Origin of the sequence: Paraburkholderia flagellata (assembly GCF_021390645.1) — a bacterium.
Lineage (GTDB): Bacteria > Pseudomonadota > Gammaproteobacteria > Burkholderiales > Burkholderiaceae > Paraburkholderia > Paraburkholderia flagellata.
In genome coordinates, this window is record NZ_JAJEJT010000001.1 from 2,824,883 (window position 1) to 2,847,431 (window position 22,549).

Below are 22,549 nucleotides of genomic sequence, written 5' to 3' on the forward strand. Positions count from 1 at the left end.
GGCCGCCCTGGTTATCGTCGTGGTCTCTGCTGTGCGTGGGTCAAACTGCGCGTCAAACTGTGGGCCAAACTACGGCACCCGCGCACTCGCGGGGCTTGCCGTCGCGCAACGCCTCCATGCTGCGCGGCGGCTCATTCCATTCGCTTCTGCAAGTTGCCAGGCGTGCTTTACACCTGCTTCATGCGAAATTCGGCGCTGCGCGCGTGGGCCTGCAGGCCTTCGCCATAGGCAAGCTCGGCTGCGATCTCGCCGAGCGTTTGCGCGCCTTCCGCGCTCACCTCGATGAGACTCGAACGCTTGATGAAATCATAGACGCCGAGCGGCGAGGAGAAACGTGCGGTACGAGACGTAGGAAGCACGTGATTCGGCCCCGCGCAGTAGTCGCCGAGGCTTTCGCTCGTGTAGCGGCCAAGGAAGATCGCCCCTGCGTGGCGAATTTCGGCGCCCCACTTCTGCGGCTCCAGCGCCGAGATTTCGAGGTGCTCCGGCGCGATCTCGTTGGCGATGGCGCAGGCCTCCGCCATGTCGCGCACTTTCACGAGCGCGCCGCGGTTCGTGAGCGACGTGGCAATGACTTCGGCGCGCGGCATGGCGGGCAGAAGTTCGTCGATGGCGTCTTCCACGCGCTTGATGAAGCCCTGGTCCGGGCACAGCAAGATGGACTGCGCAAGTTCGTCGTGCTCGGCCTGCGAGAACAGGTCCATGGCGACCCAGCGCGGATCGGTCGTGCCGTCGCAGATCACGAGGATTTCCGAAGGGCCCGCAATCATGTCGATGCCGACCGTACCGAACACGCGGCGCTTGGCAGAAGCGACGTAGGCGTTACCAGGCCCGCAGATCTTGTCGACGGGCGGAATCGTGTTCGTGCCGTACGCGAGCGCGGCCACGGCCTGCGCACCGCCGATCGTGAACACGCGATCGACGCCGCCGAGCAGCGCCGCCGCGAGCACGAGCGGGTTCTTCACGCCGTCGGGCGTGGGCACGACCATGATGATTTCGCGCACGCCCGCCACCCGCGCGGGAATCGCGTTCATGAGCACGGACGACGGATACGCGGCCTTGCCGCCGGGCACGTAAAGGCCCACGCGGTCGAGCGGCGTGACCTTCTGGCCGAGCACGGTGCCGTCGGCTTCGGTGTATTGCCAGCTATGCGAGCCGCACTCGATGCGCTGCTTCTCGTGGTAGCCGCGCACGCGCGCCGCCGCCGCTTCGAGCGCCGCGCGCTGCTTGGGCTCCAGGCTCTCCAGCGCCGCTTCGAGTTCGCTGAACGGCAGTTCGAGCGCCGCGACGCTCGTCGCGGAAAGACGGTCGAAGCGGTTCGTGTAGTCGAGCACAGCGGCGTCGCCGCGGGCCTTCACGTCGGCGAGAATCTCTGCGACGGAGCGCTCGATGGCCTCGTCCTCGCTCGCCTCGAAGGCGAGCACCGCGTGCAGCGCCTTCTTGAAGCCTTCGGCGCTGGAATCGAGTTTGCGCATCGTGATAGCCATGCTGGTATCCATCCGTTACGTTGTGCGCGCCACGCCTTTTGAGATGCGCTGCGCGCGAGGCGGCGCGTCATTGCGCCTGCCCTTTGTGCCCTTTGCTTTCGACTCGGTCAGCCTGTTCGGACCGACTAATCAGGCCGACTGCGCGCCGCGCGACGCGCGTTCGAACGCGTCGATGATGGGCCGCAGCGCGGCGCGCTTGAGCTTGAGCGCCGCCTGGTTCACGACGAGGCGCGACGAGATCTCCATGATCTCTTCCACCTCGACCAGATTGTTCGCGCGCAGCGTGCCGCCCGTGCTGACGAGGTCGACGATCGCATCCGCGAGACCCACTAGCGGCGCAAGCTCCATCGAGCCGTACAACTTGATGAGGTCGACGTGCACGCCCTTGGCCGCGAAGTGCTGACGTGCGGCTTCCGTGTACTTGGTCGCCACACGCAGGCGCGCGCCCTGGCGCACCGCATTCGCGTAATCGAAGCCACCCTTCACGGCCACCGAAAGACGGCAGCGCGCGATGTCGAGATCGATCGGCTGATACAGGCCGCCGCCGCCGTGCTCGTTGAGCACGTCCTTGCCCGCCACGCCGAAGTCGGCCGCGCCGTACTCCACGTAGGTGGGCACATCGGTGGCGCGCACGATGATGACGCGCAGGTTCGGGTCGGTGGTCGGCAGGATCAGCTTGCGCGAGGTTTCCGGGTCTTCGGTCACATGCACGCCGGCCGCGGCGAGAAGCGGCATCGTCTCTTCGAAGATGCGGCCCTTCGAGAGCGCAAGCGTCAGCGGCGCGCTGGCCGCGGCCGCCGGCGTGGGCTTGGACTCGACGGTGCTCATGCCGCGCTCCCCTTGATCCGCTTCACGTTTGCGCCGATCTTCGTGAGCTTCTCTTCCATGCGGTCGTAGCCGCGGTCGAGGTGATAGATACGGTCGATCAGCGTTTCGCCGTCGGCGCACAGGCCCGCGATCACGAGGCTCGCCGATGCGCGCAGGTCGGTTGCCATCACCTTCGCGCCCGAGAGCTTTTCGACGCCAGCGATGAGCGCCGTCTTGCCGTCGATCGTGATGTGAGCGCCGAGGCGGTTCAGTTCCTGCACGTGCATGAAGCGGTTTTCGAAGATATTTTCGACCACTTGCGAGGTGCCGTCCGCGATCGTGTTGAGCGCCATGAACTGCGCCTGCATGTCGGTCGGGAACGCCGGGTATTCGGACGTGCGCACGTTCACGGCGCGCGCGCGCTCGTGCATGCGCACGCGCATCCAGTCGTCGCCCTCTTCGATCGTCACGCCTGCTTCGCGCAGCTTGTCGGTGACGGCATCGAGAATGTGCGGACGCACGTGGCGCAGCGTGACGTCGCCGCCAGCGGCCGCAACCGCGCACAGGAACGTGCCCGCTTCGATACGGTCGGGAATGACGGTGTGGTGCGCGCCGTGCAGCTTGTCCACGCCCTGAATGACGAGGCGGTCCGTGCCGATGCCGTCGATCTTCGCGCCCATCGCCACGAGCAGGTGCGCGAGGTCGCCCACTTCCGGTTCGCGCGCGGCGTTCTCGATCACCGTTTCGCCCTCGGCGAGCACGGCGGCCATCAGCAGGTTTTCCGTGCCGGTGACCGTGATCATGTCGGTGACGATGCGCGCGCCCTTCAGGCGCTTCGCGCGCGCCTCGATGAAGCCGTGCTCGATGTTGATCTCGGCGCCCATCGCCTGCAGGCCCTTGATGTGCTGGTCCACGGGGCGCGCGCCGATCGCGCAGCCGCCCGGCAGCGACACCTTCGCCTCGCCAAAGCGCGCGACGAGCGGCCCGAGCACGAGGATCGAGGCGCGCATGGTCTTCACGAGCTCATAGGGCGCGACGAGATTGTTCACCTTCGAAGCGTCGAGCTGCACGCGGTGGCCGTCGTGCTCGGTGCGCACACCCATCTGGCCAAGCAGCTTGAGCGTGGTGCGCACGTCCTGAAGGTCAGGCACGTTGTCGAGATGAACGGGCTCGGCGCTCAGAAGGCCTGCGCAAAGAATGGGCAACGCCGCATTCTTCGCTCCGGAAACGACCACTTCCCCTGCGAGCTTCTGCCCGCCGACGATGACGAGTTTATCCATGCCTGAGGTTTCCTGATCGGTGCGGCCGGCTTGCTGGGTCGCTTGGTGTTGAGCTGCGCCGCTCGCGGCGGCGTCTTTGTCCTGGGTAATTCGCACTGAGATTCCAGATTATGCGTTCTGCCATTCGGCGGGCGTGAGCGTCTTCATGCTGAGCGCGTGGATTTCCTCGCGCATGCGGTCGCCGAGCGCCGCGTAGACGAGTTGATGGCGCTGGATCAAGCGCTTGCCGTCGAATGCTGAGGAGACGATCGTCGCGAAGAAATGCTGGCCGTCGCCTTCGACTTCGAGGTGCTCGCACGCGAGCCCTGCCGAGATGTACTGCTTGATCTGTTCCGGAGTCGGCAACATGAGTATGGCTCCTGCTTAGTGACGCAGCTTGTACCCGCTCGCGAGCAAACGCATGGCGAGCGTGGCAAGCGCCACGAAAAACACGAAAACGATCGAAAGGCTCACGAGCGGGTTGATGTCGGACAGGCCGAAGAACCCAAAGCGAAAGCCATCGATCATGTAGAAGAACGGATTGAGCCGCGACACCTCGCGCCACAGGGGCGGCAGCGTATGCGTCGAATAAAACACGCCCGAAAGAAACGTGAGCGGCATGATAAGAAAATTCTGAAACGCCGCGAGCTGGTCGAACTTCTCCGCCCAGATCCCGGCGATCAGGCCGAGCGTGCCGAGGATCGCCGAGCCGAGCACCGCAAAAGCGATGATGTAGAACGGTGCAGCGAAGCTCATTGGAATGAACCAGATCGTCACGACGAACACGCCCGCGCCAACGGCGAGGCCGCGCACGATCGAGGCGAGCACGTAGGCTCCAAACATCTCCCATGCGGCGAGCGGCGGCAATAGTACGAATACGAGATTGCCCGTGATCTTCGACTGGATCAACGACGACGAGCTATTCGCGAAGGCATTCTGCAGCACGCTCATCATCACGAGGCCGGGAATCAGGAAGCTCGTGTACTCCACGCCCGGGTACACCTCCACGTGGCCGCGCAGCGCGTGGCCGAAGATCGTGAGATAGAGCAGCGCGGTAATGACCGGTGCGAGCACGGTCTGGAAAGCGACCTTCCAGAACCGCAGCACTTCCTTGTAGAACAGCGTACGGAAACCGCTCATGCGAGACCCTCGACCACGTCGGGACTGTTCATCACCTGCACGAAGACATCCTCCAGATCGGCCTTGCGCACTTCCACTTCTTCGAGCTTGCAGCCGTTCGCGCGGCACCTGGCAAGAATGCGCTCCACGTCGTCGTAACTCGCGAGGCGCAGCAGATGCTGGTGTGCGCTGGCGTTGGACGGATCGACTTCGAGCGCGCGCAAATCGCTCGGTAGCGCGCCCTCCGAGAAGCGCAGGAAGAGTTGCGTGCCCGCGAAGCGCTGCAGCAGTGCAGACGTGCGCTCGAGCGCGACCATCTCGCCGCGCCGGAGCATGGCGATGCGATCGCACAACTGCTCGGCTTCCTCGAGATAATGGGTGGTGAGCACGATGGTGTGCCCTTCGCGGTTCAGGCGCGCGATGAACTTCCAGAGCGTCTGGCGCAGTTCCACGTCCACGCCGGCAGTGGGCTCGTCGAGCACGATCACGGGCGGACGGTGCACGAGCGCTTGCGCCACGAGCACGCGGCGCTTCATGCCGCCCGACAGCGCGCGCATATTCACGTCGGCTTTCTCGGTGAGATCGAGATTGGCCATGACTTCGTCGATCCACGCGTCGTTGTTGCGCAGACCGAAGTAGCCGGACTGGATGCGCAGCGTCTCGCGCACGGTGAAGAACGGATCGAACACCAGTTCCTGAGGCACGACGCCCAGATTGCGGCGCGCGTTGCGGTAGTCGGCGACGACATCGTGACCGCGCACGGCGATCGAGCCCTCGTCCGCGCGCGCGAGGCCGGCAAGTATGCTGATGAGCGTCGTCTTGCCCGCGCCGTTCGGGCCGAGCAGCCCGAAGAACTCGCCGTCTTCGACCGTGAAGCTGACGCCCTTGAGCGCCTGAAGCGACTTGTAGCGCTTCTTGACGTTACGGATTTCTATGGCTGGCATGACTAATACGCCGCCCGCTTGCGAACGGCGCGGCTCAAGAATGCATCAATGCTGCGGGGAGGACCGGAATTGGGGACGGCTTACGAGGCCGGCTTTGCTGTCCCGGTGCACGCTTTTTACCTGCCAAGCGATGCTTTTTGCGCCGAGGCAACGCCCAAAAAACGGTTGATTATAGGCCAAGTCGGAAAGTGCGGCCTGGCCTTGGAGGGGGGAACTGCGTCGGCCCGGCAGTGCGGCAGCAGTGCTGCATTAGCCGCTCGAACGCAATCGTTCGGCCGGGCGACGCGGGTCAATGTCGCTCGTTGAGGAGCGAATCGACGCCGTAGGCGCGCGCGAGAGCGGCGAGCGCGGGGGGCAAATTGAGCACGGCGAGGGAAGCACCGCGCTCACGCGCGGCACGCTGCCAGGCGATCAGCACGGCGAGTGCCGATGAATCGAACTGGGTGAGCGCGGCGCAGTCCACTGCGGTTGCGCCCGCCGAGATCTGCGCGAACCCGGCCGAGAGCGCGGCGTTCGCGCTCTCGTGGGTCAGGTTCGCGCCGGTGGCGAAACGCTCGCTCACGAGGTCGCCTTGCCCGATGCGAGTTGCTGGTTGCGCTGCGTGAGGAACTGGATCAGGCCGTCCACGCCGCCTTGCTGGATCTTTTCCTGGAACTGCTGCTGATACGCCTGGATGAGCCACGCGCCAAGCACGTTGATGTCATACACGCGCCAGCCTTGCGGCGTCTTATAGAGGCGATAGTCGAGCTCGATCGGCTGGCCGCCATTCATGACCGTCGAACGGACCACGACGTCGGTGTCGTCCGGGTTCGCGCGGAACGGCTTGTACTGGATTTCCTGATCGCGCACCTGGGCGAGCGCGCCCGAGTACGTACGGATGAGCAGCGTCTTGAACTGCTCGATGACCTGTTGCTGCTGCTCCGGCGTGGCAGTGCGCCAGTTGCGGCCCATCGCGAGCTGCGTGGTGCGGCGGAAGTCGGTGTACGGCAGGATTTTTTCGTTCACGAGCTGCGTGATCTTGCTGATGTCGCCGGACTGGATGGACTTGTCACCCTTGATCTGGCTCATGACCTGCTGCGTGACCGTCTGGATCATCGCGTCGGGATTGCTGGTGTCTACCGTCTGGGCGAACGCGCCGCCGGCAAACGAAAGAAACATGGCGAAAAACGGGTACAGAAAGAATTTTTTCATATCCAGTCCTGCTAGTTGGGGGACATCGCCCCGTTGGAGGCCAACGATAGCACGCGAGTTCTATCTCGCTATGTCAAAAACTGCCAGCAAAGTGCGACAAGCGTTTCTGCTTGTTACGTCAGACATTTATGTCGGACGAACGCTGCGGCGAGGCGTTGCGCCACGCCGCAGCGGCGCTCAATGCAGACGCAGCATGCTCGGGAAGCCGATGCGGGCCGGCGGGATCATCTGGTCGCCCGGCACGGTGGTTTCCGACGCCCCTACCGGCGCTGCGGCGCCGGCTGGACCTTCCAGCGTGGCCGGAGCGGTCGTTTCGCCATTGGGAGAGGCGGGTGCCATGCTGGCCGCGTTCGGCGTAGCCGCACGCGCGGCGCTCGAAGCGGGGACCGCTGCACCGGCTGCCGCACCCGAGGCCGGCGCCGCGGCACCAGGCGCCGCGCCTTCGTCGGTGTCCTCGTACTTCGGCAGCGGCGCGCCATCGCCGTAATCCGGCAGATTGTTGTCAGACGCGCGGCCATCCGAAAGCAGATAGCGGCGACGTTGCAAATACGCGTTGCGGATGAACGAGTACTTGTCGATCGCCGCGCCTTCGAGCAGGTCGCTCGCGCCCAGCAGATTGGCGCGCGTGCTCACCACGTTCAGGCCGTAGAGGCCCCACGAGAGCGCGGCCGGATCCACATAGGTGAGCGGATTGATGAAGTAGTTGGGCACGAGGCCCACGCCGTCACGCACCGTGCTCGGACCGAACAGCGGCAGCACGAGGTACGGCCCCGGCGGCACGCCATAGTGGCCGAGCGTGAGACCGAAGTCCTGGTTGTGCTTGGGCAGCTTTGCGAGCGTCGCGACGTCGAAAAGGCCACCCAGGCCGAAGACCGTGTTGATCACGATCCGCATGATGTCCTCGACACCATCGGTGATCTTCAACTGCAGGAAGTTGTTCGCGGCGTTGTAGACGTCGCCGATGTTCGCGAAGAAGTTCGTCACGCTGTCGCGCACGGGCTGCGGCGTCACCTTCACGTAGCCCTGCGCCACCGGCTTGAGCGCGTACGTGTCAACCTTGTCGTTGAACGTGTACACCGTGCGGTTGAACCCTTCCCACGGATCGTCCTTCGACGGCGTCTGCACTGTCGAACAGCCCCCGAGTGCAAGCGCTGCGACGCCGAGCGTCACGGCGCGCATGCGTATGGTCGTCATTCTTTTTCTCCTTATTGGGCCGCCGAAGCCGCCGGCGCCGGTGCGGGCGCCGCGGCAGGCGCCGCATCCGTGCTCGTGCCACTGGACGGCTTTGCGGCGCCCGAGTCGGCCGCCTTGCTATAGAGGAACTGGCCGATCAGGTTTTCGAGCACGATGGCCGACTGTGTCATCGAGATGGTGTCGCCCGCCTTGAGCATTTCCGTGTCGCCGCCCGGCTCGAGTCCGATGTACTGCTCGCCGAGCAAGCCGGACGTCAAGATCTTCGCCGACGTGTCCTTCGGAAACTGGTACTGCTGGTCGAGGTTGATCGTCACCAGCGCCTGATAGGTGTTGGAGTCGAAGCCGATCGAGGCCACGCGGCCCACGGTCACGCCCGCGCTCTTCACCGGCGCACGCGGCTTGAGGCCGCCGATATTGTCGAACTTGAGCTTCACCGGGTAGGTGGACTGGAACGACAGCGAACTCATGTTGCCGGCCTTCAGCGCAAGAAACAGCAGCGCGATAAAGCCCAGCACCACAAACAGGCCGACCCAAAAGTCGAGAGCATTCTTTTTCATCGTCATCCCAATGAGAATCCGTTGCGGCGGCGCTCATACGCGCGCCGCGCGGCCGGGTCACTGCCCGGCGTCTTTAGCTGAACATCAGCGCGGTGAGCAGGAAGTCGAGGCCGAGCACCGCGAGCGACGCGTACACGACTGTCTTCGTGGTCGCGCGCGACACGCCTTCGGGCGTGGGCTTCGCCTCGTAGCCCTGATAGAGCGCGGTGAACGTCACGGCGAAACCGAACACGATGCTCTTCACCACACCGTTGCCGACGTCTGTCCAGACGTCCACGCCGCCCTGCATTTGCGACCAGAACGCGCCGGCGTCCACGCCGATCAGCAGCACGCCCACCACGTAGCCGCCCAGAATGCCGACCGCGCTGAAGATGGCCGCGAGGATCGGCATGGCGATCACGCCCGCCCACATGCGCGGCGCGACCACCACGCGCACGGGGTCCACGGCCATCATTTCCATGGCGGTGAGCTGCTCGCCCGCTTTCATGAGGCCGATCTCGGCCGTGAGCGAGGTGCCCGCGCGGCCCGCGAACAACAGCGCGGTGACGACGGGCCCGAGCTCACGCACGAGCGAGAGCGCGACCAGCAGCCCAAGCGCCTGCTCGGAGCCGTAGCGGTTGAGCGTGTAGTAGCCCTGCAGGCCGAGCACGAAGCCCACGAACAGGCCCGACACGGCAATGATCAACAGCGAATAATTACCGACGAAGTGAATCTGCTTCGTAACAAGGCGAGGCCGGCGCAGCAGCACGAAGAATTCGAGGACGAGGCGCACGAAGAAGCGCGTGGCATGCCCCGCGCGCGAGATCGTCTCGAGCACAGTGCGTCCGATCGAGCTGATGGCGCCGATCATGAGCGACCTCCGCCGATGCCGAAGTCCGCATCGAGCGGCAGGTTCGACGGGTAGTGGAACCGGAACGGGCCGTCCGGCGCGCCGTCGATGAACTGGCGCACGATCGGATCGGTCGAGGCGCGCAGTTCGTCGGGAGTACCTTCTGCCTGCACGCGGCCGTTCGCGACGAAATACACGTAGTCGGCGATCGCGAACGACTCGGGCACGTCGTGCGTGACGAGGATCGAGGTCGCGCCGAGCGCGTCGTTGAGCGTGCGGATGAGGTTCGCGGTGATGCCGAGCGAAATCGGGTCGAGACCCGCGAACGGCTCGTCGTACATCATGAGCTCGGGGTCGAGCGCGATAGCGCGCGCAAGCGCGACGCGGCGCGCCATGCCGCCCGAGATTTCGGACGGCGCGAGGTCGCGCGCGCCGCGCAGGCCGACGGCGTTGAGCTTCATGAGCACGAGATCGCGGATCAGCTCTTCAGGAAGATCGGTGTGCTCGCGCAGGGCGAAGGCAACGTTCTCGAATACCGACATGTCGGTGAAGAGCGCGCCGAACTGGAAGAGCATGCCCATCTTGCGGCGCAGGGCGTAGAGGCCGTCGCGCGATTGCGCACCGACGTCCTGGCCGCCGAACAGCACCTGGCCGCGCTGGGCGCGAACGAGGCCGCCGATCAAGCGCAGCACTGTCGTTTTTCCGCCACCCGAGCCGCCCATGACTGCCACTACCTGACCGCGCGCAAAGCGCATGTTCAGGCCGGACAGGACGAGCCGGTCGCCGTAGCCGAAGTCGACGTCGCGCAGCTCCAGTAGGGTCTCAGAAGTTGAGGGCACGTGGCTGACAGTCCATTTACACGAAGGCGGGATTATAGGGCCATCGTGGAAAACCTGCCGTGACGCCCCGAGTCCCATTGATGTAAGCCGCAGTCGCCCGCTGCTGCGGGTTGCGGCCCCCTCGGCCTCGGGTCGCGCATGCGGCGCAGCCCGAGGCCAGGGCGGACCATTATTGCGTAAACGCGTTGCGCAATGCAGCAACCGCGGCAGCCGGGTCGGCGGCCTCGGTCACGGCGCGCACCACCGCGGCGCTACCCGCGCCCGTGGCGAGCACTTCGGGCAGCACATTGCCGTCGATGCCGCCGATCGCCACCATCGGCACGACGCCGTCCAGCAGCTTCACGTAGCGGGCGAGACGCGCGAGGCCCTGGGGCGCCGTGGGCATCGCCTTGGTCGTCGTGGCGAAGACGGCGCCGCACGCGAGGTAGCTCGGACGGAAATGGAGCGCCGTGAGCATTTCGAAGTAGCCGTGCGTCGAGAGGCCAAGACGAACGCCTGCCGCCGCGATCGCGCCGAGGTCGGCTTCGCGCAGGTCTTCCTGGCCGAGATGCACGCCGTAAGCACCGGCCGCGACGGCCTCCTGCCAGTGATCGTTGATGAAAAGCTGTGCGTCGTGCTTGCGGCCCGCCGCGACGCAGCGCTCGATCTCGTTCGTGAGCGCCGGGGATTTCGGTTGCTTGCTGCGCAACTGCACCGTCTTCACGCCGTAATCGAGCACACGCTCGACCCAGTCGGCCGTGGGCAGAACCGGATACAGGCCAAGCTTCGCGGGGCACGGCGCGAACGGCTGCGCGGGCGCGGCAGGCAGGCCCAGCACGCGCGGGAAGCGTTCGATGTCGACGGGCCAGGCGTCGGCCTTCTGCTCGTCGCCGTCGCGCCAGGCGAGCGCGAGCACGAGCGCGTCGTGCGGGTCGAAGCCGCAGTCGAGGAACGCCGCGAGCGCGGGGATCCAGTCTTCCGCCAGCTCGCCTTCGAGCGCGTAACGCTCGCCGCCCAGATGCAGCGTGGCGCGCGCGGCCTTCGGGTTCTCGCCGGCGGCTTCGATCACGCCCGCACCGTCGATCATCCAGCGCGCGATGTTGGCCAGATGCGGCGCCGCGTCGGTGACGATGATGAGATCGCCGCCGTTGGGCGCGTCAGGCGGCGTGAGACAGATGCGCCACGGCGCATGCGTGGGCTGCCAGTCGCCGAGGCGCGCGCGGATGCGCTCCGCCGTTTCGGTGAGTTCGTCGGCGGGCGGCCAGAACAGTTCGCGGTCCTGCAGTCGCAGCGTTTCAGTCATCGCTTGTCTCCATCCTGGTGCCAGAACGGCATGCCTACCACGGGCGTGCTCGCAACGGCCGCCTCGCGCTCGGCCATCGGCCCTGCGAGGTACGCGGCGCGCCCCGCCTCCACGCCCAGCGCGAACGCGCGCGCCATCGCGTCGGGGTGCGTGGCCTGCGAAACGGCCGTATTGAGCAGCACGCCGTCGAAGCCCCACTCCATCACCTGGCACGCATGGGACGGGACGCCGAGGCCCGCGTCGACGATGAGCGGCACATCGGGCAAGCGCTCGCGCAGCACGCGCAGGCCGTACGGATTGATCACGCCCTTGCCCGTACCGATCGGCGCGCCCCATGGCATGAGCGCTTCGCAGCCCGCATCGAGCAGACGCCGGCCGATCACGAGGTCCTCGGTGCAATACGGCAGCACCTTGAAGCCGTCCTTCACGAGGCGCGACGCGGCCTCGATCAGGCCGACCGGGTCGGGCTGCAGCGTGTAGTCGTCGCCGATCAGTTCGAGCTTGATCCAGTCGGTTTCGAAGACTTCGCGCGCCATGTGCGCGGTCGTGACCGCCTCGTTGACGGTGAGGCAGCCAGCCGTATTCGGCAAGAGCGGCACGCCGTGGCGCTTGAGCAGGTCGAAAAAGCCCGCTTCGGCGGTGCCCTCGTTCATCTGGCGGCGCAGCGCGACGGTGATCATGCCCGGGCGCGCGGCCGCCATCGAATCGGCAAGCGACTGCAGCGACGGATAGCGCGACGTGCCGAGCAGCACGCGGCTCGCAAAGGTTTCGCCGTAGAGCGTGAGCGCGTCGGCGGTGGGAGTGGTAGTCATGGTTTGGAATCCTTGGCGGTGTCGTGAAAGCGCTCGCTAGCTGTGCAACCTGTGCATTGAGCGGCGACGCGCGACCGGCGGCCTTCAGCGAGCGAGGCTCAGCCGCCGGCCACGGGGTTCACGACGTCGAGGCGGTCGCCCGCCTGGAGCGAGCGAGCGCCATGCTGGGCGCGCGCCACGAAATCGCCGTTCAGCGCGACGGCGAACGGCGGACGCGCGCCAAATGCGGCGAGCGCATCGGCGACAGTCGCGCCTTCGGGCAGCGTGACCGGCTTCTGGTTGATATGAATGTCCATGGCAAATGCGTTCTCAGACTACGGTTTATTTCTGGTGATGCTTCAGGCCGGCTCGTGCGCGCCCTGCGCGTGCAGCATCTCTCCCCAGCGCGACGCGCGGCGCAGCGACTCGAAGGAATCGGCGTCGTTCACGCGCGCGTCGAGCAGCGCTTGCGCGAAGCGCGCGGCTTCGTCGGCGACTTCCGGCGCGATCATGAAACCGTGCCGGTAAAGACCGTTCACGCGCAGCGTCGTCTTGCCGTCCCAAATGAGCGCCGGGCGATGGTCGGGCAGCGTCGGGCGGCACTGCGTGTTCAACTCGAGGATGCGCGCCTCGCCAAACGCCGGATGCACCGCAAACGCCGCGCTCAGCAGTTCGAGCGCCGAGCGCACGCTCACGGGCGAACGGTCCTCGCCTTCGATCTCGGTCGCGCCGATCACGAAGACGTCGTTTTCCTTGGGCGCGATATAGAGCGGATAGCGCGGATGCAGCAGCCGCACGGGGCGCGTGAGCGTGATGCCCGGCGCGTGCACGCGCGCGACTTCGCCGCGAATGCCGCGCAAACCCGGCAGCGCAGGTTTGGCGCCTAGCCCGCGACAGTCGATCGTCACGCGTGCGGGCGGCGGATTGGCCTCGTCGACCGTGGTGTGCCAGTGCGTTTCCACGCCGCGCGCTGCGAGCCCCGCCGCCAGCGCGGCCAACGCCTGGCGATTGTCGAGCTGGCCCTCGCCTTCGAGCAGCCAGCCGCGCGCGAAGCGCCCGGCGAGCGCCGGTTCGGCAGCATCGAGCTGCGCGCCCGCGAGCGCGACAAAGTTCGTATCGGCGAGAGAACACGGCGCGTTGGCGCGCACGCGGCGCTCGAAGAGTGGGGCTTCGGTGCGATCAGCGGTATGCCAGACCACAAGCGTGCCATTGCGCTGGAAGAACACGGGCTCCGGCAATTCGGCCAGAATGCGCGGCCAGGTCTCGAGCGACGCCACGCCAAGCTCGGTGATGAGCAGCTCAGCCACGGCGGCCTCCGCGAGCGGCGCGAGCATGGCCGCCGCGACCCAGGCCGCGGCCTCGCCACCTTCAGGGCCGCCACGCTCGTAGAGCGCGACGCGATGGCCCTCGCCGGCGAGACGCCACGCGACGAGCCGGCCACTCAAGCCGCCGCCGAGCACGGCGAAGTCGGGCACGCTGCCCGCGCTACGGTGATGGGCGCGACTCATGACGACGCTCCGTCACGCAAGGCGAACGCGATAAAAATCGGGGAACAAAGAGAATAGGCGGTCATCGTATCCTTTCCGTACGGCAGCAGCAGACGTACCCAAGGACGAAACCGGCTGGCAAGGCCGACCGTGGAGGCTATGCGGCGCAAACGGCCCATACGTCCCGATAAGGAATTCGTACGAACCCATGCGCCCAAAGCGCAGCCCGGCGGGAATCCTGGCGCCCCTGCAAACGCTGGGCGCTCCGGTAAGACTTTCTGGAAACTTCCCGCGCCGGTATTACCCGGATCGGGTGCGAAGGGTCTCTCTCAGCCTCAGTACGGCATGCCCCGCATACCGGTGAAGCACCCCTGTTTCGTCAACGTCGATTAGACCACAAAAGGCGCGCGGCCCGCAAACCTCGGCGGAACGGCACTTCTGCTCTGGCACAATGGCCTGAGCCCGCCGCTTTCGCCTCACAAGCCCGCGCGGTGAGACAATGGGCGCCACGCTACGGCGGCGCCGGCGTGCGCTTTTGTCTCCGCTTTCTGCACATTAAGACTCACTTAAGCGCCCGGCGACAGAATCGCTGCAAAAATCGCTGCACCGCTGCCGCCATGGGGCGCGCAGCGCATGCCCCCAGCGCTCAGCCACATCTTCAGGACGCACATGACCAACCAACCTGCCCGCGCCACACCTGATCAGAACGAGCATCAGAAGATCACCGCGTGGAGCCTGATCAAGCCCTACTGGGTCTCCGAGGAACGCTGGATCGCCTGGGGGCTGCTCGTCGCGATCATCGTGATGAACCTGCTCGTCGTGTGGATCAACGTGCGCCTGAACGGCTGGAGCGCGGAGTTCTACAACGCGTTGCAGGCCAAGGACGTCAAGCGCTTCCCGCCTCTGTTGATGACCTTCACCGAACTGGCGTTCGGCTTCATCATCCTCGCGGTGTATGGACGCTATCTGCGCCAGATGCTCGGCTTTCGCTGGCGCCAGTGGCTCACCACGCGCTTTCTGAGCGAATGGCTCGGCAAGGGTGCGTTCTACCGTATCGAGCGCGACCGCCTCGCCGATAACCCCGACCAGCGGATCAGCGACGACCTCCAGTCGTTCGCCACGACCACGCTCTCGCTCACGCTCGACCTGCTCTCCACGGTCGTCACGCTCATCTCGTTCATCACGATCCTGTGGACGCTCGCGGGTGCGCTCACGATCACGCTGGGCGGCACGCCGCTCGCAATTCCGGGCTACATGGTCTGGGCCGCCGCGCTCTACGCCGTGTTCGGCTCGCTCGTGATCCAGAAGGTCGGCCACCCGCTCGTGTCGATCAACTACCAGCAACAGAAGGTAGAGGCTGACTTCCGCTTCGGCCTGATCCGCCTGCGCGAAAACGCCGAGCAGATCGCCCTCTACGACGGCATGGACACCGAGCGTGGCAACGCGCAAGGCCTCTTCCAGCACATCCGCGAGAACTGGTGGCGCGTGATGAAGTACACGAAGCGCCTCACCTTCGTGCTGAGCTTCTACGGCCAGATCGCCATCATCTTCCCGCTCGTGGTGGCCGCGCCACGCTACTTCGCGGGCGCCTTCACGTTTGGCGTGCTCATGCAGATTTCGCAGGCGTTCGGCACCGTGAGCGATTCGTTCTCGTGGTTCATCAACAGTTACTCCACGCTGGTCGAATGGCGCGCTACGGTGAATCGTCTGCGCGAATTCGTGCGTGTGGTGCACTCGCCGCGCCTGAAGGAAACGGTCTCGCCCGCCACCGAGCACGGCGGCATCAACCTGCATTTCGTCGACAGCAACGAGCTCGCCACCGAGCACCTCAAGCTCTCGCTGCCCAACGGTATGCCGCTCTCGGAAGTGCGCGACATCGCGATCAAGCCGGGTTCGCGCTGGCTGGTGCGCGGTCCCTCGGGCGCGGGCAAGAGCACGCTCATCCGCGCGCTCGCGGGCCTCTGGCCGTTCGGCGAAGGTTCGATCGACGCGCCTGTGGATGCGCGCATGATGTTCATCCCGCAGCAGAGCTATCTGCCTATAGGCACGCTCAAGGCGGCGCTCACCTACCCCTCGCCCGCCGACGACTATAGCGACGAAGACTGCCGCGAAGCGCTGCGCGCCTGCCACCTCGAAGAGTATGCAGATCGTCTCGGCGAGTCGGCACACTGGACGCGTGTACTCTCGCCGGGCGAGCAGCAACGCCTCGCGGGCGCGCGCGTGCTGCTGCACAAACCCGATTACCTGTTCCTCGACGAAGCGACGAGCGCGCTCGATCCCGACAACGAAGGGCGTCTCTACAAGCTCTTCGTGGAACGCCTGCCGAAGGCTGCGATCGTGAGCGTCGCGCACCGCGAGTCGCTTGAGGCGTACCACCACGAAACGCTCGAGATCGCGCGCATGCCCGAAGAGCGGGTTGCCGCGTGAGCGCAAGTCCGGCGCGCGTCGTGCTGATCACGGGCGCGGGCTCGGGTATCGGTGCGGCGCTCGCGCGTCGCATCGCAGCGCCTGGTGCGGCGTTGATGCTGCACGCGCGCGGCGCGGATGAGGCGTCGCGTGCGCGGCTCACCGATGTTGCCGCCGAGTGCGAAATGCGAGGTTCAAAGTGCGCCACCGCATGCGGCGATCTCGCGGAGCGCGGTAACGCAGCGGCGCTCGTGGACGCCACGCTTGCGCGCTTCGGCTCGCTCGACCAGGTCGTCGCCAACGCCGGGCATGCGCAGCGCCAAACGCTCGCCGCGCTCAACGCCGCGTCGCTCGAAGGCGCATTCGCGGCCATGCCCGCCGCGTTCGCTGCGCTCGTGCAACGTGCGCAGCCGGCGCTGGAGCGCTCGGCGCGCGGCCGCGTGGTCGCGCTGAGTTCGTTCGTCGCCCACCGCTACCGCGCCGGCGCGCCGTTCGCCGCAACCGCCGCCGCGAAGGCCGCGCTCGAGTCGCTGGCGAAAACCGCCGCTGCGGAGCTGGCGCCGCACGGTGTGACGGTGAACTGCGTCGCGCCCGGCTATACACGCAAGGACAAAGGCCCCACGCCAGAAAACGCGCCGGTGTGGGCGCGTGCGGCGCAGGAAACGCCGCTCGGCCACGTGGCGGATCCCGCCGATGTCGCGGAACTCATCGCCTTCCTGCTTTCGGACGCCGCGCGCCACATCACAGGCCAGGTGATCCACGTCGATGGCGGCCTCACGCTGTAACGCCTCGCGGCCCCGCGCGCCATCGTTCGCTTGCTATCGAACCAAACATCGGAACGAGACGATAGCGGGCGCCCCAAATTGCCCCTCGCCTCAGTACGGTTTCGCACCGTAAAATACGCATCCAGCACACCGGAGACGGGCGGCGTTGCACCGCGCAGCCCGTCAGCGTCGAGCGCACATGCCACCCAGGGCGTTTGCGCCAGCCGGCTCGCTTGCGCAACACGCGCCGCCCGGCCGGTTCGTTGTGCGCACAACAAAATATGGGGGAAGACACGCGATGGGCGACTTTCAATGGTTCACCGAGTTGAACGCGCGCGAGCGACGCACGCTCTACGCGGGTTTCGGCGGCTACGCCGTCGACGCGTTCGACTTCATGATCTACTCGTTCCTGATCCCGACGCTCATCGCCACCTGGGGCATGACCAAGAGCGAGGCCGGCATGATCGCGACCAGCTCGCTGATCTCCTCGGCAATCGGCGGCTGGCTCGCCGGCATCCTCGCCGACCGCTACGGCCGCGTGCGCGTGCTGCAGTGGACCATCGCCACCTTCGCGGTCTTCACCTGCCTCTCCGGCTTCACGCATTCGTTCTGGCAACTGCTCACGACGCGCACGCTGCAGGGCATCGGCTTTGGCGGCGAATGGACGGTCGTCACGATGATGATGGCCGAAACGATCCGCTCGCCGCAGCATCGCGCCAAGGCCGTGGGCACGGTGCAGAGCAGCTGGTCGTTCGGCTGGGGCGCGGCCGCCATCCTCTACTGGGCCTTCTTCGCCCTGCTCCCCGAAGAATATGCATGGCGCGCGTGCTTCTGGATCGGCATCGTGCCGGCGCTGTGGATTTTCTATGTGCGCCGCAACGTGAGCGACCCCGACGTATTCGTCGCCACGCGCCGCGCGCGTGAAAGCGGCGCGACGCACAGCCACTTCATGCAGATCTTCGCGCCCGCACATCTGGCCACCACCCTGCTCGGCAGCGCATTGTGCACCGGCATGCTCGGCGGCTACTACGCGATCACCACCTGGCTGCCCACCTACCTCAAGACGGTGCGCCACCTCTCGGTGTTCAACACGAGCGGCTATCTGATCGTGCTGATCGTCGGTTCGTTCACTGGCTATATCGTCGGCGCGATCCTCTGCGACAAGATCGGCCGGCGCGCCTCGTTCATCCTGTTCGCCATAGGCTCGTTTGCGCTCGGCATGGCCTACACGATGCTGCCCATCACCGACACCGCGATGCTCCTGCTCGGCTTTCCGCTCGGCATCGTCGTGCAAGGCATTTTTGCGGGCGTGGGCGCGTATCTCTCCGAGCTCTACCCGAACGCGATCCGCGGCTCGGGTCAGGGCTTCTGCTACAACCTCGGGCGCGGGCTCGGCTCTTTTTTCCCCATTCTCGTGGGCGTGTTCGCGCAAACCACGTCGCTCGTGAAAGCGATCGGCACGGTGGCCGGCGCGGGCTATCTGCTCGTGATCGTCGCGGCGCTGTGCCTGCCGGAGACGAAGGGCAAAGTGCTGACCGAGGAAACGCCTGCTGCCGCGAGCGAGCGCCCGTCTGCGGAGTCCACTGCACGATGAGCGCGAACATGCTGCAATACCGACCGTCCCTCCCTGTTGTGCGACCGGCATGAAAACGATCGTCCTCGGCGCCGGTGTGATCGGCGTCGCTACTGCGTATTATTTGAGCGAACGAGGCTGCGACGTGACCGTCGTCGAACGGGAACCGGGCGTCGCGCTCGGCACGAGCTTCGGCAACGCAGGTGTCATCGCGCCCGGCTATGTCACGCCGTGGGCCGCGCCGGGCATGCCCGCGAAGCTCATCAAATATCTGCTCAAGCCCACCTCGCCGCTCATCTTCCGGCCCACGCTCGACGCCGCGCAGTGGCGCTGGATCGCACGCTGGCTGCGCGAATGCGATCTCGCGCGCTTTCGCGTGAACAAGCAGCGCATGCAGCGCATCGCCTATTACAGCCGCGAATGCCTGCACGCGTTTCGCGCCACGCACGCGTTCGAGTACGGGCGCAGCCAGGGCTATCTCCAGCTCTTTCGCAGCGAGTATGACCTTGAACTCGCGCAACCGGCGCTCGGCGTGCTGCGCGACGCAGGCATCGCCTATCGCGAACTCGATTCCGACGCCTGCGCGCTGGTCGAGCCGGGGCTCGCGTGGTCGCGAGTGAAACCGGTGGCAGGCGTCTATCTGCCCGAAGACGAGGCCGGCGACTGCGCGCGCTTCACGCGCGAGCTGCGCTCCGTATGCGAAGCGCGCGGCGTGACGTTTCTGTTCGATACCGAGGTGCTCGCGCTCGAAGCCGCGGGCGGCAAGGTGAACGGCGTACGCGTGCGCGCAGTGCCCGGCCGCCGCAAGGCGAACAACCGCCGGGACCGGCGCGAGCAGCGCCGCGCGCCGGCGGAGGTGCTGCGCCCGGCCGAGCGCAGCGAGCCCGCCGACGACACGCCGCACTCGCTCGCCGCTGACGCCGTGGTGGTCGCGCTGGGCGTGGAGAGCGCGGCGCTGGTCGCGCCGCTTGGCGTGCGCGTGCCGCTATATCCGGTGAAGGGCTATTCGGCCACGCTGCCCGTGGTCGACGAACAAAAGGCCCCGCGCGCCGCACTCATGGACGAATCGCTCAAGACGGCGATCACGCGCTTCGGTCCATACCTGCGCGTGGCGGGCACGGCGGAGCTGGGCGACCACCGCGCGACGCTGCGCGAGCAGGCGCTGCAAACGCTCATGAAGGTGCTCGACGACTGGTTCCCGCATGCGGCGACGCCTTCGTCGGCGCAGTTCTGGGTGGGACGCCGGCCCATGGTGCCGGACGGCGCGCCGCTGCTGGGCACGTCGGGCGTCGATGGCCTGTGGCTGAACGTCGGGCACGGCTCGACGGGCTGGGCGATGTCGATGGGCTCGGGCCGCGTGGTCGCGGACCTCGTCACGCAGCGTTCGCCGGAAATCGATCTCGATGGTTTGACGCTGGCGCGGTATCGTCACTAACGTCACCAAGGTCACTAAGCGGCGGCAGGTACGCCGTCGCGCGGCGGCGCCTTCACGCGAGCGCAACGCTCGCCAACGCCTCGTAGCGCGCGCCCTGCCGCGCGAGCGTGCTCGAATACAGCACCAACGACTCGAAGCACAACGGCGGCAGCGCTTCGCCGCCACTTGCTGCCGGCGCACCCACGGCGTCGCGCGCGAAGCGCGCGAGCGTCACGTGCGGGCGGAACGCTCGCGCGTCGAGCGGCAATCCCAAGTCTCCCATTAGCGAGCGCACGCGCCAGTCGAGCGCCGTGAATGCGTCCGACATCGCAAGCACGGCCACCATGAGACGCGGATGCGCGCGTCCCGGCCAGCATTCGATATGCGTGACCGGCGCGGGCGGGATGAGCGGCGCGTGCTCCGCGAGCCGCCGCGAAAGCACGTCCCCCTGGTCGAACGACATCGCGCCGATGAACGTCACGGTCAGATGGAGTTGCGCGTAGGGTACGCGCCGTGCGTTGGACGGCACGTCCAGCGCGGCGAGCGCATCGCGCGACGCCGCAGTGGGCGCAAGCGCGATGAAGCAGCGCCGCCATTGCTGCGTGTCACGATCGGTCTCGCGGGCTTCGGACATGATCGGCGGGCCTCGTTCGGTCGGGCAATCGCGTCATGGTAACCCTGTCTGTCAGCGTAAGTGGCACGCACGTAAAAAAGCCGGGTCACCCTCGCGGGTGCCCGGCTTCTGTCATTGTGTCTCCTGCCGTCTCCCGTGTGTCCCGTCTATTGCGGGACACACCGGATTTAGCGCGGCAGCTCCGAACTGCCCATCAAGTACGCATCGACGGAACGTGCACACTGGCGACCCTCACGTGTCGACCAGAGTTAGCGCTTTAGCGCTTACTCTGGTCCCAGATCCGGCCTTAGCGCGGCAACTCCGAGCTGCCCATCAGGTACGCATCGACGGAACGTGCACACTGGCGGCCCTCACGTGTCGACCAGAGTTAGCGCTTTAGCGCTTACTCTGGTCCCAGATCCGGCCTTAGCGCGGCAACTCCGAGCTGCCCATCAGGTACGCATCGACGGAACGTGCACACTGGCGGCCCTCACGGATCGCCCACACCACGAGCGACTGGCCGCGGCGCATATCGCCAGCCGTGAAGACCTTGTCGACCGACGTGTAGTACGCCTTTTCGCCTTCAGTCGAGGCACGCACGTTGCCGCGCGCATCCTTCTCGACGCCGAATGCTTCGAGCACCGGCGAAACCGGCTGCGTGAAGCCCATCGCGAGCAGCACGAGATCGGCCTTCATTTCGAATTCCGAACCCGGCACTTCGACCATCTTGCCGTCCTTCCACTCCACGCGCGCGGCGATCAGCTTCTCGATCTTGCCGTTCTTGCCTTCGAGGCGCTTGGTCGCGATCGACCAGTCGCGCGAACAGCCTTCGTCGTGCGACGACGACGTGCGCAGCTTGATCGGCCAGTACGGCCACACGAGCGGCTTGTTCTCTTCCTCGGGCGGCTGCGGCAGCAGTTCGAACTGCGTGACGCTCTTCGCGCCGTGACGGTTCGAGGTGCCCACGCAGTCGGAACCCGTATCGCCGCCGCCGATCACGACCACATGCTTGCCCTTGGCGAGCAACTGGTTCGGCACCTTGTCGCCGGCGTTGACCTTGTTCTGCTGCGGCAGGAACTCCATGGCGTAGTAGATGCCTTCGAGTTCGCGGCCCGGCACCGGCAGATCACGCGGCGTTTCCGAACCGCCCGCGATCACCACGGCATCGAACTGTTCCTTCAGCTCGTCCGGCGAGATCGTTTCCTTCGCCGTGTTGCCGATGTAGTCAGGCAGTTCGCCCTTGCCGATGAAAACATTGGTACGGAACGTCACGCCTTCGGCTTCCATTTGGCGCATGCGGCGGTCGATCAGCCACTTCTCCAGCTTGAAGTCAGGGATGCCGTAACGCAGCAGGCCGCCGACGCGATCATTCTTCTCGAACACCGTCACGTCATGGCCTGCGCGCGCGAGTTGCTGCGCGGCGGCGAGGCCTGCGGGACCCGAACCGACCACGGCAACCTTCTTGCCCGTCTTGTGCTTCGCGACGTGCGGCGCGACCCAGCCTTCGGCCCATGCCTTGTCGATGATCGCGTGCTCGATCGACTTGATGCCGACCGGATCGTCGTTGATGCCGAGCGTGCACGCCGCTTCGCAGGGCGCCGGGCAGATGCGGCCCGTGAACTCGGGGAAATTGTTCGTGGAATGCAGGACGTCGATCGCGCTCTTCCAGTCCTGGCGGAACACGAGGTCGTTGAAGTCCGGAATGATGTTGTTGACCGGGCAGCCGTTGTTGCAGAACGGGATGCCGCAGTCCATGCAGCGTGCGCCCTGGATCTTCGCGTCGGCGTCGGAGAGCGCCGCCACGAATTCCTTGTAGTGCTTCACGCGCGTGAGCGGTGCTTCGTACGCCTCATGCTGGCGCTCGAACTCGAGAAAACCGGTTGCCTTACCCATATGGTTCTCGTCTATCTCTATCTATTCGGTGAGGGGACCGCGCCCGCCGCCGCGCATCTTGTCGCGCGGCGGGCGCTTCGTCTTCGTTCAGTCGTCGTCT

Annotated in this window: 22 protein-coding genes and 1 riboswitch; of the genes, 4 read left to right on the forward strand and 18 right to left on the reverse strand. The window is 66.1% G+C overall.

Going from position 1 to position 22,549, the window contains the following annotated elements:
• Positions 1–167: 167 nt before the first annotated feature.
• The 16 genes from hisD to L0U83_RS12745 form a co-directional block, all read right to left on the reverse strand.
• Complete coding sequence (hisD, locus tag L0U83_RS12670; protein ID WP_233883073.1) at positions 168–1,487, reverse strand: histidinol dehydrogenase; 1,320 nt, start codon at positions 1,485–1,487, stop codon at positions 168–170.
• A gap of 129 nt (positions 1,488–1,616) precedes the next feature.
• Complete coding sequence (gene hisG, locus L0U83_RS12675; RefSeq protein WP_233883080.1) at positions 1,617–2,315, reverse strand: ATP phosphoribosyltransferase; 699 nt, start codon at positions 2,313–2,315, stop codon at positions 1,617–1,619.
• Entirely contained in the window at positions 2,312–3,574 is a 1,263-nt protein-coding gene (murA, locus tag L0U83_RS12680; RefSeq protein ID WP_233883086.1) for a UDP-N-acetylglucosamine 1-carboxyvinyltransferase, read from the reverse strand. The genes hisG and murA overlap by 4 nt, the downstream gene beginning before the upstream one ends.
• A 108-nt stretch (positions 3,575–3,682) precedes the next feature.
• Positions 3,683–3,922, reverse strand: a complete 240-nt coding sequence (locus tag L0U83_RS12685; RefSeq protein ID WP_028206568.1) for a BolA family protein — start codon at positions 3,920–3,922, stop codon at positions 3,683–3,685.
• Between the two features lie 15 nt (positions 3,923–3,937).
• Positions 3,938–4,693 (reverse strand): ABC transporter permease, encoded by a 756-nt coding sequence (locus L0U83_RS12690; protein ID WP_201699913.1) that lies wholly within the window; start codon positions 4,691–4,693, stop codon positions 3,938–3,940.
• Positions 4,690–5,616, reverse strand: coding sequence for an ABC transporter ATP-binding protein (locus L0U83_RS12695; protein ID WP_233883087.1), 927 nt, complete (start codon positions 5,614–5,616; stop codon positions 4,690–4,692). Before L0U83_RS12695 ends, L0U83_RS12690 begins: the two co-directional genes overlap by 4 nt.
• A 289-nt stretch (positions 5,617–5,905) precedes the next feature.
• On the reverse strand, positions 5,906–6,178 hold the full coding sequence (locus L0U83_RS12700; RefSeq protein ID WP_233883088.1) for an STAS domain-containing protein: 273 nt from the start codon (positions 6,176–6,178) through the stop codon (positions 5,906–5,908).
• Positions 6,175–6,807, reverse strand: a complete 633-nt coding sequence (locus tag L0U83_RS12705) for an MlaC/ttg2D family ABC transporter substrate-binding protein (protein WP_233883089.1) — start codon at positions 6,805–6,807, stop codon at positions 6,175–6,177. Before L0U83_RS12705 ends, L0U83_RS12700 begins: the two co-directional genes overlap by 4 nt.
• Before the next feature lie 177 nt (positions 6,808–6,984).
• Positions 6,985–8,001 (reverse strand): MlaA family lipoprotein, encoded by a 1,017-nt coding sequence (locus L0U83_RS12710; protein ID WP_233883090.1) that lies wholly within the window; start codon positions 7,999–8,001, stop codon positions 6,985–6,987.
• A gap of 11 nt (positions 8,002–8,012) precedes the next feature.
• Positions 8,013–8,558 carry an outer membrane lipid asymmetry maintenance protein MlaD gene (mlaD, locus tag L0U83_RS12715; protein WP_233883091.1) on the reverse strand — a complete coding sequence of 182 codons (546 nt, stop codon included), beginning with the start codon at positions 8,556–8,558 and terminating at the stop codon, positions 8,013–8,015.
• 73 nt (positions 8,559–8,631) lie between these two features.
• Positions 8,632–9,408: a lipid asymmetry maintenance ABC transporter permease subunit MlaE gene (gene mlaE, locus L0U83_RS12720; protein ID WP_233883093.1), complete on the reverse strand. Its 777-nt coding sequence runs from the start codon at positions 9,406–9,408 to the stop codon at positions 8,632–8,634.
• A complete protein-coding gene (locus L0U83_RS12725; RefSeq protein ID WP_233883095.1) occupies positions 9,405–10,226 on the reverse strand; it encodes an ABC transporter ATP-binding protein in 822 nt (273 codons plus the stop codon). Before L0U83_RS12725 ends, mlaE begins: the two co-directional genes overlap by 4 nt.
• 169 nt (positions 10,227–10,395) lie before the next feature.
• Positions 10,396–11,508 carry a thiamine phosphate synthase gene (gene thiE, locus L0U83_RS12730; protein WP_233883097.1) on the reverse strand — a complete coding sequence of 371 codons (1,113 nt, stop codon included), beginning with the start codon at positions 11,506–11,508 and terminating at the stop codon, positions 10,396–10,398.
• Positions 11,505–12,320: a thiazole synthase gene (locus L0U83_RS12735; protein WP_233883099.1), complete on the reverse strand. Its 816-nt coding sequence runs from the start codon at positions 12,318–12,320 to the stop codon at positions 11,505–11,507. Before L0U83_RS12735 ends, thiE begins: the two co-directional genes overlap by 4 nt.
• A gap of 98 nt (positions 12,321–12,418) precedes the next feature.
• Positions 12,419–12,616, reverse strand: a complete 198-nt coding sequence (thiS, locus tag L0U83_RS12740; RefSeq protein WP_233883101.1) for a sulfur carrier protein ThiS — start codon at positions 12,614–12,616, stop codon at positions 12,419–12,421.
• Between the two features lie 42 nt (positions 12,617–12,658).
• Positions 12,659–13,807: an FAD-dependent oxidoreductase gene (locus L0U83_RS12745; protein ID WP_233883103.1), complete on the reverse strand. Its 1,149-nt coding sequence runs from the start codon at positions 13,805–13,807 to the stop codon at positions 12,659–12,661.
• Positions 13,808–14,055: 248 nt separating this feature from the next.
• A riboswitch (TPP riboswitch) is annotated at positions 14,056–14,169 on the reverse strand.
• Positions 14,170–14,455: 286 nt separating this feature from the next.
• On the opposite strand from L0U83_RS12745, the gene L0U83_RS12750 reads away from it, so the two are divergent.
• The 4 genes from L0U83_RS12750 (at position 14,456) to L0U83_RS12765 (ending at position 19,964) form a co-directional block, all read left to right on the forward strand.
• On the forward strand, positions 14,456–16,213 hold the full coding sequence (locus tag L0U83_RS12750; RefSeq protein WP_233883105.1) for an ABC transporter ATP-binding protein/permease: 1,758 nt from the start codon (positions 14,456–14,458) through the stop codon (positions 16,211–16,213).
• Positions 16,210–16,977, forward strand: a complete 768-nt coding sequence (locus L0U83_RS12755; RefSeq protein ID WP_233883107.1) for an SDR family NAD(P)-dependent oxidoreductase — start codon at positions 16,210–16,212, stop codon at positions 16,975–16,977. Before L0U83_RS12750 ends, L0U83_RS12755 begins: the two co-directional genes overlap by 4 nt.
• A 277-nt stretch (positions 16,978–17,254) precedes the next feature.
• Positions 17,255–18,550, forward strand: coding sequence for an MFS transporter (locus L0U83_RS12760; RefSeq protein ID WP_233883109.1), 1,296 nt, complete (start codon positions 17,255–17,257; stop codon positions 18,548–18,550).
• 49 nt (positions 18,551–18,599) lie between these two features.
• Positions 18,600–19,964: a D-amino acid dehydrogenase gene (locus tag L0U83_RS12765; RefSeq protein WP_233883111.1), complete on the forward strand. Its 1,365-nt coding sequence runs from the start codon at positions 18,600–18,602 to the stop codon at positions 19,962–19,964.
• 52 nt (positions 19,965–20,016) lie between these two features.
• Here L0U83_RS12765 and thpR read toward each other — a convergent pair whose 3' ends face one another.
• Entirely contained in the window at positions 20,017–20,577 is a 561-nt protein-coding gene (gene thpR, locus L0U83_RS12770) for an RNA 2',3'-cyclic phosphodiesterase (RefSeq protein WP_233883120.1), read from the reverse strand.
• 405 nt (positions 20,578–20,982) lie between these two features.
• Positions 20,983–22,449 carry a glutamate synthase subunit beta gene (locus L0U83_RS12775; RefSeq protein ID WP_233883121.1) on the reverse strand — a complete coding sequence of 489 codons (1,467 nt, stop codon included), beginning with the start codon at positions 22,447–22,449 and terminating at the stop codon, positions 20,983–20,985.
• Positions 22,450–22,549: the final 100 nt, after the last annotated feature.